At 71.5% G+C, this 12,961-nt stretch carries 14 protein-coding genes and 1 pseudogene; 4 read left to right on the forward strand and 11 right to left on the reverse strand.

Going from position 1 to position 12,961, the window contains the following annotated elements; translation table 11 throughout:
* Positions 1 to 25: 25 nt before the first annotated feature.
* A pseudogene (locus ACFYOY_RS18175) lies at positions 26 to 982 on the forward strand (helix-turn-helix transcriptional regulator); the annotation flags it as partial.
* On the opposite strand, the gene ctaD reads toward ACFYOY_RS18175, so the two are convergent.
* The 9 genes from ctaD to gvpO form a co-directional block, all read right to left on the reverse strand.
* Positions 954 to 2,657, reverse strand: a complete 1,704-nt coding sequence (ctaD, locus tag ACFYOY_RS18180; RefSeq protein WP_351886276.1) for a cytochrome c oxidase subunit I — start codon at positions 2,655 to 2,657, stop codon at positions 954 to 956. The pseudogene ACFYOY_RS18175 and the gene ctaD overlap by 29 nt on opposite strands.
* 88 nt (positions 2,658 to 2,745) lie before the next feature.
* Complete coding sequence (locus ACFYOY_RS18185) at positions 2,746 to 2,976, reverse strand: gas vesicle protein K (protein WP_388588355.1); 231 nt, start codon at positions 2,974 to 2,976, stop codon at positions 2,746 to 2,748.
* Positions 2,977 to 3,020: 44 nt separating this feature from the next.
* The gene (locus ACFYOY_RS18190) at positions 3,021 to 3,221 is read right to left on the reverse strand and encodes a gas vesicle protein (RefSeq protein ID WP_014059691.1); all 201 of its coding nucleotides are present in this window, start codon (positions 3,219 to 3,221) and stop codon (positions 3,021 to 3,023) included.
* Entirely contained in the window at positions 3,218 to 4,081 is an 864-nt protein-coding gene (locus ACFYOY_RS18195; RefSeq protein WP_388588009.1) for a GvpL/GvpF family gas vesicle protein, read from the reverse strand. Before ACFYOY_RS18195 ends, ACFYOY_RS18190 begins: the two co-directional genes overlap by 4 nt.
* The gene (locus tag ACFYOY_RS18200; protein WP_351886395.1) at positions 4,078 to 4,359 is read right to left on the reverse strand and encodes a gas vesicle protein; all 282 of its coding nucleotides are present in this window, start codon (positions 4,357 to 4,359) and stop codon (positions 4,078 to 4,080) included. The genes ACFYOY_RS18195 and ACFYOY_RS18200 overlap by 4 nt, the downstream gene beginning before the upstream one ends.
* Positions 4,360 to 4,439: 80 nt before the next feature.
* Complete coding sequence (locus ACFYOY_RS18205; protein WP_374212267.1) at positions 4,440 to 4,628, reverse strand: gas vesicle protein GvpG; 189 nt, start codon at positions 4,626 to 4,628, stop codon at positions 4,440 to 4,442.
* A 17-nt stretch (positions 4,629 to 4,645) separates the two neighbouring features.
* Positions 4,646 to 5,365 (reverse strand): GvpL/GvpF family gas vesicle protein, encoded by a 720-nt coding sequence (locus ACFYOY_RS18210; RefSeq protein WP_351886268.1) that lies wholly within the window; start codon positions 5,363 to 5,365, stop codon positions 4,646 to 4,648.
* Positions 5,362 to 5,814 (reverse strand): gas vesicle structural protein GvpA, encoded by a 453-nt coding sequence (locus ACFYOY_RS18215; RefSeq protein ID WP_078640669.1) that lies wholly within the window; start codon positions 5,812 to 5,814, stop codon positions 5,362 to 5,364. Before ACFYOY_RS18215 ends, ACFYOY_RS18210 begins: the two co-directional genes overlap by 4 nt.
* A gap of 45 nt (positions 5,815 to 5,859) precedes the next feature.
* Positions 5,860 to 6,162, reverse strand: coding sequence for a gas vesicle protein GvpO (gene gvpO, locus ACFYOY_RS18220; RefSeq protein WP_078640668.1), 303 nt, complete (start codon positions 6,160 to 6,162; stop codon positions 5,860 to 5,862).
* Between the two features lie 389 nt (positions 6,163 to 6,551).
* Here gvpO and ACFYOY_RS18225 point away from each other — a divergent pair, with 389 nt between their 5' ends.
* Positions 6,552 to 6,767 carry an I78 family peptidase inhibitor gene (locus tag ACFYOY_RS18225; protein ID WP_093460717.1) on the forward strand — a complete coding sequence of 72 codons (216 nt, stop codon included), beginning with the start codon at positions 6,552 to 6,554 and terminating at the stop codon, positions 6,765 to 6,767.
* A gap of 165 nt (positions 6,768 to 6,932) precedes the next feature.
* Here the strand turns inward: ACFYOY_RS18225 and ACFYOY_RS18230 are convergent, their stop codons facing one another.
* Both ACFYOY_RS18230 and ACFYOY_RS18235 read right to left on the reverse strand, forming a co-directional pair.
* Complete coding sequence (locus ACFYOY_RS18230) at positions 6,933 to 7,967, reverse strand: phosphatase PAP2 family protein (protein WP_351886263.1); 1,035 nt, start codon at positions 7,965 to 7,967, stop codon at positions 6,933 to 6,935.
* Between the two features lie 304 nt (positions 7,968 to 8,271).
* Entirely contained in the window at positions 8,272 to 9,459 is a 1,188-nt protein-coding gene (locus tag ACFYOY_RS18235) for a hypothetical protein (RefSeq protein WP_351886260.1), read from the reverse strand.
* 354 nt (positions 9,460 to 9,813) lie between these two features.
* Between ACFYOY_RS18235 and ACFYOY_RS18240 the strand changes: the two genes are divergently transcribed.
* Both ACFYOY_RS18240 and ACFYOY_RS18245 read left to right on the forward strand, forming a co-directional pair.
* Complete coding sequence (locus ACFYOY_RS18240) at positions 9,814 to 11,481, forward strand: MFS transporter (RefSeq protein WP_351886257.1); 1,668 nt, start codon at positions 9,814 to 9,816, stop codon at positions 11,479 to 11,481.
* A 266-nt stretch (positions 11,482 to 11,747) separates the two neighbouring features.
* On the forward strand, positions 11,748 to 12,935 hold the full coding sequence (locus tag ACFYOY_RS18245; protein ID WP_351886254.1) for an acyl-CoA dehydrogenase family protein: 1,188 nt from the start codon (positions 11,748 to 11,750) through the stop codon (positions 12,933 to 12,935).
* Positions 12,936 to 12,961 lie beyond the last annotated feature (26 nt).

Here is a 12,961-nt window from a genome sequence, read left to right on the forward strand (position 1 = left end):
CTCAATCGGTGGCAGACTCGGCCGCATGCTGGAGACCTCGGCCCGCCTGCTCCGCCTGCTCTCCCTGTTGCAGGCCCACCGCGAATGGTCCGGCGCGGATCTCGCCGACCGGCTCGGGGTCACCCCGCGCACCGTGCGCCGCGATGTGGACCGGCTGCGCGAGCTGGGCTACCCCGTGCACTCCACGCCGGGCACCGGCGGCGGCTATCAACTGGGCGCGGGCGCCCAACTGCCGCCGCTGCTGCTCGACGACGAGGAGGCGGTGGCGGTCGCGGTGCGGCTGCGCCAGGCCGCGGGCGGCGGGGTCGAGGGCATCGAGGAGACCTCGGTACGGGCTCTCGCGAAGCTGGAGCAGGTGCTGCCGGACCGGCTGCGCCGCCGGGTGGGCGCGCTGAGCGCCTTCACCGTGCCGCTGTCCGGCTGGAGTCCAGGCCCCGGCGTGGACCCCGGGGTGCTGACCGAGCTGGCCGCCGCCTGCCGGGACTGCCATCAGCTCCGCTTCGAGTACCGCGACCACGGCGGTGTCCTCACCCGCCGTACCGCCGAACCGCACCGGCTGGTCGCCGCGCAGCGCCGCTGGTACCTGGTGGCCTGGGATGTCGACCGCGCCGACTGGCGTACGTACCGGGTCGACCGGATCACCCCGACCCCGCCGCACGGCCCCCGGTTCACCCCGCGCCGCCCGCCCGCCGAGGACATCGCCGCCTATGTGGCCCGGGGCATCACCACCTCGGTCTACTCCCAGCGGGCCACCGTGCTGCTGCGGGTGTCCGCCGAGCGGGCGGCCGAGCGGTTCTCGCCCTTGGTGGGGGTGCTGGAGGCCGTCGACGAGCACAGCTGTCTGCTGCACACCGGCGCCCGCAGCCTCGATGAGCTGGTGGTCCATATCGCGCTGAGCGGCTTCGACTTCGAGGTGCGCGAGCCGGTGGAGCTGAGCGACCACATCCGGGAGATCAGGGACCGGCTGGATCGGGCCCTGGGCTGATCGTGCCCCGCGCCTTCAGCCGCCGGTCCTGCTCCAGGCTCGCCACCTCGGGATGGTGCAGATCGAAGGCCGGTGACTCGGAGCGGATCCGGGGCAGCGTGGTGAAGTTGTGCCGGGGCGGGGGACAGGAGGTCACCCACTCCAGGGAGCGGCCGAACCCCCAGGGGTCGTCGACCTCCACCTTCGTGCCGTACCTGGCCGTCCGCCAGACGTTGTAGAGGAACGGCAGGGTCGACAGGCCCAGCAGGAAGGAGCCGATCGTGGAGACGGTGTTGAGCGCGGTGAAGCCGTCCGCCGCCAGATAGTCGGCGTAGCGGCGCGGCATCCCCTCCACCCCCAGCCAGTGCTGCACCAGGAAGGTGGTGTGGAAGCCGGTGAACAGGGTCCAGAAGTGGATCCGGGCCAGCCGCTCGTCCAGCAGCTTCCCGGTGAACTTGGGCCACCAGAAGTAGAACCCCGCGAACATCGCGAAGACGACCGTCCCGAAGACCACGTAGTGGAAGTGGCCCACGACGAAGTACGTGTCCGTGACATGGAAGTCCATGGGCGGCGAGGCCAGGATGACGCCGGTGAGCCCCCCGAAGAGAAAGCTCACCAGGAACCCGACCGCCCACAGCATCGGCGCCTCCAGGGACACCGAGCCGCCCAGCATGGTGCCGATCCAGTTGAAGAACTTCACTCCGGTCGGCACCGCGATCAGGAACGACATCAGGGAGAAGAAGGGCAGCAGTACCGATCCCGTGGCGAACATATGGTGGGCCCAGACGACCATCGACAGCCCGGTGATGGCCATGGTCGCGCCGATCAGCGTCACATAGCCGAAGATCGGCTTACGCGAGAAGACCGGGATGATCTCGGTGATGATGCCGAAGAACGGCAGCGCGATGATGTAGACCTCGGGATGGCCGAAGAACCAGAAGAGGTGCTGCCACAGCAGCGGTCCGCCGTACTGGGCGTCGAAGACCACCGCCCCGAACCGCCGGTCGGTCTCCAGCGCCAGCAGCGCCGCCGCCAGCACCGGGAACGCCATCAGGATCATGATCGAGGTGAAGAGGGTGTTCCAGGTGAAGATCGGCATCCGGAACATCGTCATGCCCGGCGCGCGCATCGCCATGATGGTGGTCAGGAAGTTCACCGCGCCCAGGATCGTCCCGAAGCCCGACAGCGCCAGCCCCATGATCCACAGATCGGCGCCGACACCGGGGGAGCGGATCGCGCTGTTGAGCGGGGCATAGGCGGTCCAGCCGAAGGCCGCGGCGCCCTGCGGCACCACCAGACCGGCCAGCACCATCAGCCCGCCGAACAGATACAGCCAGTACGACAGCATGTTGAGGCGCGGGAAGGCCACATCGGGCGCGCCGATCTGCAGCGGCATGATCTCGTTGGCGAACCCCGCGAAGGCCGGGGTCGCGAAGAGCAGCAGCATGATCGTGCCATGCAGGGTGAACGCCTGGTTGAACTGCTCCTGCGAGACGACCTGGAGGCCCGGACGGGCCAGCTCGGCGCGCATCACCAGCGCCAGCACGCCGCCGACCAGGAAGAAGCCGAACGACGAGACCAGATACAGATGCCCGATCTTCTTGTGGTCGGTGGTGGTGACCCAGTCCACGAGCACGCTGCCCTGCCGTGTCACCCCTGCCGGACCGGCGGCCCGCGCGGTGTCTGTCGCCATCGGGGCTCCTCTGCGTCCTGGGCGGGTATCGCCATGATCGCGCGGTGGCTCCCGCGATCCGCGGAGCTGCCCGGAGCTGTCCGGAGCATCACTCCCTCGGGGACAGCAGCGGACCGAGTGGCCCAAGGTCCAGATTGAGATCGGAGGGCGCGATGCCGTAGCGGTCGCAGAGCGTGCCCATCCGGTCCTCCAGCAGCATCAGCGTGACCCCGATCCGCTCTTCCTGGTCCTCGGTCAGATCACCCTCGTCCACCCGGCGCAGCGCCTGCCGCTCCATGAGCTGGCGCAGCAGCTCCACGACGGTCAGCACCAGCTTCATCAGGTCGCGTTCGACGGTGTCCTGGTCCAGCTCCACCTTGTGGCTCACGGTTCCTCCCAGGGGGACGGCACATTGGCGTTGACCGAGCTGATGAGGGCGCGCAGATCGATGCGGACCAGATCGACGTCGGCGATGCGCAGGGTCAGATCACCGGTGATCACCACGCCGCCGGCGAGCAGCCGGTCCAGCACGTCCACCAGGGCGATCTGCTGATGGGCCAACGGGCCCTCCGGGGCCATCGTCATCCCTCGGCCCCCGCGCTCTCGGCCCTGTCCGGGGCAGCGGTCGCGTCGGTCTCGTCCGGGGCGGTGAAGGAGTACGGCGCCCAGGGGCCGGTCAGCTCCACCCGCAGCGCCGCCGTCCGCCCGGCCAGCTCACCGACCCGCTCGGCGAAGGCGGCGCTGTCCTCGCGCCGCACCAGATACGCGGCGTTCAGCACATTGCGGTCGGACACCCCCGACAGCCGGGGGTCCTGCGGCGGATGCAGCCGGGCCCGCTCGGCCAGCCCGCTGAGGGTGTCGTGCACCAGCCGCGCACCCTCCTCCGTATCGCCCCAGCGCCGCTCGGCCGCCTGCCGCTGTGCCTTGCGGCGGCGCAGATAGTCGCGGCCGGACATGCCGCCCGGGGCGTTCGGGGTTCCGGCGGGCGGCCCGTTGGGCGCGGGCGGCTCCTCGGGCGCGGGCGCCGCGGCGTACGCCTTGACGCCCCATTCGACCCGGCCCTCCAGCCGGTCCAGCGCCGAGGCGAACCGCTCCCGGCCGGTGGCGAGCATCCGTCGCAGCCCCTCCTCGCCCTGGCAGACGGTGGCCAGCCGGACCGGTATGACACAGGATTCGGCGCCGACGGTGTCGACCACCCGCTGATGGGTCCGGGCCACCTTCTCCAGCCACGCCATGTCCTCCAGCCGCTCCCGCAGCGGGCCCTCGTCGAAGTCTTCGGCCGGTACGGCGCCCGCCAGCACGGCGAGCCCCTGATGGCGCACGGCCACCACCGGTTCGCCCGCGACTCCGGGCACCTCCTCCAGGGCGGTGAGGGCGTCCAGGGCGGCCTCCGGCGCGGCGGTGTCGCGCACGACCGCGTAGGCGTACCGCAGTCCTTCGGTCATTCGGCGCTCTCCCGGTTCTCCCCGCTGGTCACCTCGGTCTTCTCCTGGCCGTTCACCTCGGTCCGGGCGCGTGACGAGAGCGATGGGTCGTGCTCCCACCAGTCGATGCCCATCTCCTTCGCCTTGTCGACCGAGGCCACGATCAGCCGGAGCTTGATCGTGAGAAGTTCGATGTCGAGCAGGTTGATGCGGATATCGCCCGCGATTACCACACCCTTGTCGAGTACCCGCTCCAGGATGTCGGCGAGGTTGGCCCCGCCCTCGCCACGGCTTGCCAGCCCGTACGACCCCGAGGAGCCGAACGACGACGCCGGTGAGCCATGCGCGCCGGCCGTCGGGGTCACACCGCCCCGGGTGGTCACAGAGTCCCGTTCGCCCACTGGCGTGCCTCCTCCAACCGGTCGAGCAGCGCGTCCTCCTGCCGCTCGAACTCTCGTCCATCGATCACGCCCTGGTCGAGCTGGGTCTCCAGCTCGGCCAGGGCGCGCTGGATGTTGGCCGGGTCGTAGTACTCCCGCTCCGCGGCGGCGACGACCTGCCTCAGCACCCAGCCGATCATCAGCATCAGGACTCGACGAAGCTGTACGGCGGCAGCGGACCGTTGACCCGCAGCTTCAGCCAGGGGTGGGTCCGCTCCACGTCGGCGGCGGCCGTCAGCAGCGGATCGGTGCCGTCCTTGGCGAGCAGCAGGGACAGGCTGAGGAACCAGCCGCCGCTCTCCGGGCCGGGGCGCACGTCCTCGGCGGCCGGGGCCAGCGCCTCCTCCACCAGCTTGGCGTCCCGCACCTCGCGGGCCCGCACGGCGCTCGCCATCAGCTCGCCGAAGCGCACCCGTTCCTCGTAGGTGCCGCCGCCGGCCGCCCGGTTGGCCTCCGCCATCACCCGCAACTCCGGCTCCTCGGCGAGCACTTGGTGGAGCACCGCGTCCTCGTCGTGCACGACCTTGACGTTGTACTCCACCCGGTCGCTCAGCCGACTCAGCTGGTCCTGGTAGCGGTCGGCGTGCTCGGCCAGCACGCTGCGGACGTCGTCGTCGCTGGAGGAGACGCTGCCGAAGCGCATCGGCAGCACCGGGCGGGAGTCGCTCACCTCGGCCAGCACATGCTGATGGGCCAGCAGGTCGCGGCGCCGGGGCTTGAGCTCCGGCGGGCAGTCGCTGACGATCGCGGCCAGCTCGCCCTGGTTCAGCGCCCGGACCGGCAGTGGGGGGTCGCCGATGCCCAGCAGCCGATCGCCCAGGTCCCGGACCTCACCGCGCGCGATGCCGTAGACATACGTGGTCATGCGGACTCCTCGGACTTCCTCGGCGCCGCCTTACGGGCCGGACGCCGACGGCGGGGCTCCTCCTCCTCGTCCTCCTCCGACGGCCGGATCGCGTCGGCCACGGACTGGGCGGCCTTGGAGACGGTTTCGCCGGCGCCGGACAGGGCGCCCTTGGTCTTGGAGCGCGCACCGCCCTCGGTGATGCCCTCGACGACCTCGGGCAGGCCGGGGGACTTGTTCGGGCCCGACTCCAGGTCGAGCCGGTTGCACGCCTCGGCGAACCGCAGATAGGTGTCGACGCTCGCCACCACGATCCGAATGTCGATCTTGAGTATCTCGATGCCGACGAGGGAGACGCGGATGAACGCGTCGATCACCAGCCCTCGGTCGAGGATGAGTTCCAGGACGTCGTACAGGCCGCTGGAGCCGCCTCCGCCCCTGGATTGCTGTGCCGGGACAACAGTGGTCATGTCGGGTGTTTCCTCTCGTATCGGTGGGCGTCCGGCTCGCCGCCGTCAGCGGCGGTCGCTCCGGCCGCGCTCATAGCGGCGGAGTCGGCGGTATCCGGTGAGCAGGCCGTCCGGGTCGAGAGTCACCTCGTACAGGGCCATCAGGCTCATCGTCTCCGGCACCCGGGCCAGCTCCACCACCTCGGCCTCCAGCAGCCACCCCTCGTCGGTCCGCTCCAGACGAGGGAGGGACTCGGGGTACAGGCCCGTCAGCTCGACGAGCTGTTCACGGGCGGCACGCAGGAGTGCCAGCGGGCTCGGACCGCCGGCCGCCGTCTTCTCGGGGGTTTCATCTGATCTGTCAGTCATGTTGGCTCCGGTGGCGGCGGGTACCGCGTCCCGGTGGGCGTAAACCTCGACGTTCGGCCCGAGGCCCCGGCGATTTGTGGTGGAATTGTGCGCTCCGGAGGGGTCCGGGCAGAGCTTTTCCAGCCGCCGTGCGAATTGCTCGAAAGATCTCGGCGGTCTCCCGCCGCCCATACCGGAGCCGGTCGTTTGACGCGGGATATCGACGAAAACTCGCAATCATCTTCGAGGGGTCAACACAAGCCCCGGAAGAGTGAAGAAGTCGCCCACAAACCCGGGCGTGTTTTCTGTGACACAAGTGTGACGAATGGCGGCCGTGAGAGGCATGAGGCGGTGGCAGTCCTTCGCCACTCTGGGTTTGCCCCGCGTGGGGAGCCACCTACGGTGGCGTCATGGGACCTGTACCGAACCATCCGGCCGAACCCGACGACGACCTCGACAGCTATGTGGGCCTCGATGCCCGGACCGCCGAGGAGAGGGCGCGCGCACGCGGCTGGAGCACCGTACGGACGCTTCCGCCGGGCGCGATCATCACGATGGAGTATCTGCGCGGGCGGATCGACTTCGAGGTGGACGACGGCACCGTGAAGCGCTGCTGGCGCGGCTGACCGGCCCGGGTCCGCGCCGGTGGGCCGGTGCGCCCGGCGCGGACACGACCACGGACACGGCCACGACCACGGCCCCGGACGCTCTCGCCGGAGCGTCCGGGGCCGTGGTGTGACCGGTCGGCGCGGGGGAGGGGGTGCGTACCGCCCCGCGGCGTGGTGGCTGGCTCAGCCTCCCGTGGCGGTCCGGCCGCGGGAGGCGCCGGACGGGCCGAAGGGCGTCGTGGCGCGCGGCACCCGGTCGGCGTGCGGCGGCCGGCGGCTGCCGACCGGGGTCACCGGGGTGCGCTCGGAGCGCACGGTGTGCTGACGGACCGGGTGGTGGGGCCGCGTGTCGGGGCCACGGCCGGTGGCAGCGCCGGGCCGGACCACGGCCACGGGCTCGCGGGCGGGCAACTCGTCGTCGCGTGCGGCGCGCGGGGTGGCCAGCGGGGTCCCGGCGACCGGGCGGCCGGACGGCACCGGCGCGGGCGCCCAGCCCTCGCGCATCCGGCGCCACAGGGTCAGCAGCAGCACCTCGGCGCGGGCCATGGCGGGCTCCAGCCACGGCAGCGCCAGCAGCACCAGCACTCCGGCGGCCCAGCCCAGCACCACATCGCTCAGCCAGTGGGTGCCGAGGTAGACGGTGGTCATGCCGACCCCGAAGGCGAAGCCCGCGGCGATCAGCGAGGCGACCCGGCGCGCGACGGGGGTGGTCGCCAGATAGGCCAGAATCCCCCAGGTGACCACGGCGTTCGCGGTGTGACCCGAAGGAAATATATCGCCGGTCCCCCACATCTCATTGGAGCCGACGGTGGTCGCGTAGTGCGGACCGAGCCGGCCGAAGCCGATCTTCACCGCGCCCACGGTGGCGTTCAGCAGCAGCAGGGAGGTGCCCAGCGCCAGCAGCGGGCGCAGGGTCCGCTGCCGGTAGCAGCACCACCCCAGCCAGGCGGCGACGGCCACCGCGGTGGGTCCGCGCTGGCCCATGACCACGAAGTAGTCCAGGAAGGTGTGGAACTCGGGCCACTGCTTGTAGGGCCGGAAGAGCATGATCTGCCAGTCGAGCTTCACCAGCCATGAGGTGGTGAGCACGCCGATCACGGTCGCCGCGTAGACCGCCAGCGTGGTCCCGAGCAGCCAGAAGCGTGTTCGGGTCATGCGCGGTCGCGCGAGATCGGGCCTTCGCTCCTCGGACGCGGGGAGCTTGTCTTCGGTACGCACCTAATCGACGTTACATTGCGTGACAGGCGGGTTCAGTCGATCAGGTCGCTTTGTGATGACGATGTGATGTGGAGTGCGTCTCGTCCACGGCTTTTGGCCGCGCCCTTTCCACGGAATGCACGAGGCCCGGGAACTTTTCTGCTCCCGGCCTTCCAATGGGCGTGTCTCGGGGACTTTATGGAATTCTTACAGGGCGTGTTTATCGCTTATTAGCCGGGGCGTTCCCGCAAGTTTCCCCAGGCGTCGCCGGGCGGCCCGGGGTGATCGTCCGCGGGGTCCGGCCCGGCCGGAAGGGGTGGCCGGATCATGGCGGTCCGGAGCCATGCAGCCAGAAGGCCCCGTACACCGCCGAGGCGAGCCCGGCCGACCCCAGGGCCAGCGCGGTGCGCACCGGGCGCAGCCGGGCCAGGGCGACCGCGATCGGCAGCAGCAGCGGGAAGGCCGGTATCAGCAGCCGGGGTTTCGAGCCGAAGTAGCCCTTCGCGGCCAGCGCCAGGACGAGCACCGCCCCGCCGTAGGCCAGCAGCGGCAGCGGCTGGCGCTGCCGCACACAGCGGATCGCGAGCCAGATCAGCGCCCCGACGCCGAGCAGCAGCCCGAGCCCGCCCACGAAGGGCGGCTTGATGAGCAGCCCCCCGATGAAGCCCGCGAAGGCCAGCCCGCCGTCGAAGCCGTTTCCCCAGCCGTTCTGGACGTCGAAGTAGCCGGTGACGCTTCCGGTCCGGACGGCGACCCACACCACATAGCCCAGCCAGCCCAGCGGCGCCAGCACGACGCCCGCGAGCAGGCCCCGATGAGTGCGCCACGCCTGGCGCCACCGCCCTTCGGGCAGGAGCTCCACCGCGGCCGCCACCCAGAGCGCCGCGACCACCGCCGCCCCCACCGGCCGGGTCAGCCCCGCCAGCGCCGCGAACAGCCCCGCCCACAGCCACCGCCGGGTGAGCGCCGCATAGACCCCCCAGGCGGCCAGCGCCGTGAAGAGCGACTCCGAGTACGCCATCGACTGGACGATCCCGACCGGCAGCACGCCCCACAGCACGGCCAGGGTGAGGCCCACCCGCCGTCCGTACAGCAGATCGCCGATCGCGAAGATCCCCCAGGCGGCGAACAGGGACGTGACCCAGCTCACCAGCAGACCGGCGTCGGCCGCGTCCAGCGGGGCTATGGCCGATATCACTCGCTCCAGGGCGGGGAGCAGGGGGAAGAACGCCAGGTTGGAGTGGACCGCGCCGTCGGGCAGATGGACCGTGTAGCCGTACCCCTCCTCGGCGATGCGGGTGTACCACAGCGAGTCCCAGCGCGCCGAGAGGAGCTGGTGCGGGCTCTTGGCCGCGAAGGCCCCCCAGACCGCGAGAACCACGAGCCCCAGCAGGCGCGTCCCCGCGTAGGCGAGCAATGCAGGAGCGGCCCGGCGCAGCGCGGCCCGGGCGGCGCGGCCCGGTCGGCCGTCGTCGCTGAGCGGCGCGGTGCCGGCCTGGGCGAGATCAGTCACGGCGACGATTATCAAGGATGCCCCGGACCGCCCGCGGGGGGCTGTGGACAACCCTCGGCGGAGGGGCCGCGGAGGCTGTGGACAACGGACGACGAACGCGAGACGGCCACCGGGGGGCCACAGGAGGGACGGCAGAGAGACGGGGGACAAAAAGGGAAGTCCGGAACGTACGCCTCCGTAACCCTCCGCGGTGTGCTCTCAACATGACCTGCGGCACACGGCCCGCGCGGGGACTCGCGTACCCTGACCTCTCACTCGCGCCTTCGCCACCGGGGTCACCCGGACGTCCCTACGACGTGACGTACCGCCCCTCCGACGGCGGACCGCGAGCGCAAGAGCCAGGGAGGTGCGTACATGTCCGGGACGACCACGGCCCGCACTCGGCGGACGGCGGGCGTTCCCCGGCAATGGCGCGGCACCGAGGCGGGCGGCGGGGCGAACCGCTGGGTCGTACTCCTCGTGCTCTGCGTCAGCCTGCTGCTCGTCGCCGTGGACGCGACCGTGCTGCATGTCGCGGTCCCGGCCGTGACCGAGGATCTGCGCCCCGGCGCGATGGAACTGCTGTGGATCGTGGACATCTACCCACTGGTCTGCGCCTCGCTGCTGATCCTCTTCGGCACCCTCGGCGACCGTGTCGGCAGACGGCGCGTCCTGCTGCTCGGCTACGGGCTCTTCGGCGCCGCCTCCGCGCTCGCCGCCTTCGCCCCCACCCCCCAGATCCTCATCGTGGCCCGCGCCCTGCTGGGCGTCGGCGGCGCGATGATCATGCCCGCGACGCTGTCGATCCTGCGCCAGGTCTTCCCGGACCGCCGGGAGCGGGCGCTGGCCATCGGTGTCTGGAGCGCGGTCGCCGCCGTCGGCGCGGCCGTCGGCCCGCTGCTCGGCGGGTTCCTGGTGGAGAACTTCTGGTGGGGCTCGGTCTTCCTGATCAACCTGCCCCTGATGGTCGTGGCGCTGCCCGTCGGCCGCTGGCTGCTGCCGGAGTCCACCGGCGACCGGAACGGGCCCTGGGACGTGCTGGGCGCGGTCATGGCCGCGTGCGGGCTCTTCTGCGTCGTCTTCGGCGTCAAGCGGATGGGCAGCGGCGCGGATCCGCTGGACGCCGTGACCACCCTCCCGCTGGTGTTCGGGGTGGTCCTGCTGGTGCTCTTCGTGCGCCGCCAGCGCCGCCGTACGCATCCGCTGGTCGACCTCAAGCTGTTCGCCCGGCCCGCCTTCTCGATCTCCGTCGGCTGTATCGTGCTCGCCCTGCTGGCACTCGTCGGCCTGGAACTCATAGCCGCCCAGTACCTCCAGCTCGTGCTCGGGCTCACCCCGCTCGAGACGGGTCTGCGGCTGCTGCCGCTCACCTTCGCCGCCATGGCCGCCGGGCTCGTGGGGTCCCGGATGCTCCAGTGGCTCGGCCCGCGGGTCATGGTCGCGATCGGCTTCGGGCTCACCGCGCTCGCCGTTCTCTCGCTCACCGCCATGGGCGAGTCCGACCGGCCCGCCGTGCTCGTCGGCGGCTTCATCGTCCTGGGCTTCGGCCTGGAGACCACGCTCTTCAGCGCGTACGAGTCGATGCTCAACGAGGCGTCGGCCGGTTCGGCGGGCGGCGCGGCCGCCATCGGCGAGACCTCGTACCAGCTCGGCGCCGGTATCGGCATAGCCCTCCTCGGCAGCGTGATGAACGCCGCCTACAAGCCCGGTGTCTCCTCGGTGCCCGGCGTCCCCGCCTCGGCCAGCTCCGACGCGAGCCAGTCGCTGGGCGCCGCGTACAAGGTCTCCGACCGGCTCGGCGGCCACGCCGGGGAGGCTCTGCGCTCGGCCGCCCGTGGCGCCTTCGTCCACGGTCTGCATGTCACGCTGGCGGTCAGCGCCGGTCTGCTGCTGATCGGCGCGCTCGCCGCGCTGCGGCTGCCCAAGGCCATGGAGTGCGCCGCCGACGAGGAGGAGCCCGCCCAGGGCCCCGACCAGCGCGCACAGGGCGGTTCGGACACCCCGGCCCGGCGCGACCGCGCCACCGTCGCCGCCGAGTCCTGACCGGCCCCGCCCGAGTTCCGGGTGGATCCCCCGCCGCTGCCTTGCCCGCGCCCCGGTCCCGGCCTGCCCGCGTCCGGCCCCGGGCCTGCCCGCGTGCTGCCCGTGTCCTGGTGGCGCGGTGTGAGCGGGTCTGGACGTCAGGGGTTACCCGGCCGTAGCGTCGGATCGACCGGGCTGATCACCTCGGCCGCCGGGCGGAAGGACGCGCCCCGGCGACCGGTGTCCGCCCGGCGACCCGGACCCGCATCCACCGGAGGCCGCCACCCATGTCCGCTGGCACCCTGCCGTCGTTCGATCCGCGTGACCCGCTGGGGCTCGACGATCTCCTCGACCCCGAGGACCTCGCGGTCCGCGACACCATGCGGCAGTGGGCCGCCGACCGCGTGCTGCCGCATGTCGCCGACTGGTTCGAGCGCGGCGAGGTGCCCGGTATCCGGGAGCTGGCCCGCGAGCTCGGCTCCCTGGGCGCGCTCGGGATGTCGCTCACCGGATACGGCTGCGCGGGTGCCAGTCCGATCCAGTACGGCCTGGCCTGTCTGGAGCTGGAGGCCGCCGACTCCGGGATCCGCTCGCTGATGTCGGTGCAGGGTTCCCTGTCCATGTACGCCATCCACCGCTTCGGCTCCGAGGAGCAGAAGCAGCAGTGGCTGCCCCGGATGGCCTCCGGTGAGGTCATCGGCTGCTTCGGGCTGACCGAACCGGACCACGGCTCCGACCCGGCGGGCATGCGCACCTATGCCAAGCGGGACGGCTCGGACTGGGTGCTCACCGGCCGCAAGATGTGGATCACCAATGGCTCGGTGGCCGGGGTCGCGGTGGTGTGGGCCCGCACCGACGAGGGCATCCGCGGCTTCGTCGTCCCCACCGACGCGCCCGGCTTCTCGGCCCCCGATATCAAGCACAAGTGGTCGCTGCGCGCCTCGGTCACCAGCGAGCTGGTCCTGGACGAGGTGCGGCTGCCGGCCGACGCGGTCCTGCCCGAGGTCACCGGGTTGCGGGGGCCGCTGAGCTGTCTGGGCCACGCCCGCTACGGCATCATCTGGGGCTCGATGGGGGCCGCCCGCTCCGCCTTCGAGTCGGCGCTGGACTACGCGCGCGATCGCGAGCAGTTCGGCCGGCCGATCGGGGGCTTCCAGCTCACCCAGGCCAAGCTGGCCGATATGGCGCTGGAACTCCACAAGGGGATCCTGCTCGCCCACCATCTGGGGCGGCGCATGGCGGCGGGACGGCTCCGCCCCGAGCAGGTCAGCTTCGGCAAGCTGAACAATGTGCGCGAGGCGATCGAGATCTGCCGCACGGCCCGGACGATTCTGGGCGCCAACGGGATCTCACTGGAGTATCCGGTGATGCGGCACGCCACGAATCTGGAGTCCGTGCTCACCTATGAGGGCACCGTCGAAATGCACCAACTGGTGCTGGGCAAGGCGCTCACCGGAATCGACGCATTCCGGTGAGCGGCCCTGGGCGCCAGGCCCTGTGC

The organism is Streptomyces sp. NPDC007875, from assembly GCF_042868035.1.
Taxonomy (GTDB): domain Bacteria; phylum Actinomycetota; class Actinomycetes; order Streptomycetales; family Streptomycetaceae; genus Streptomyces; species Streptomyces antimycoticus.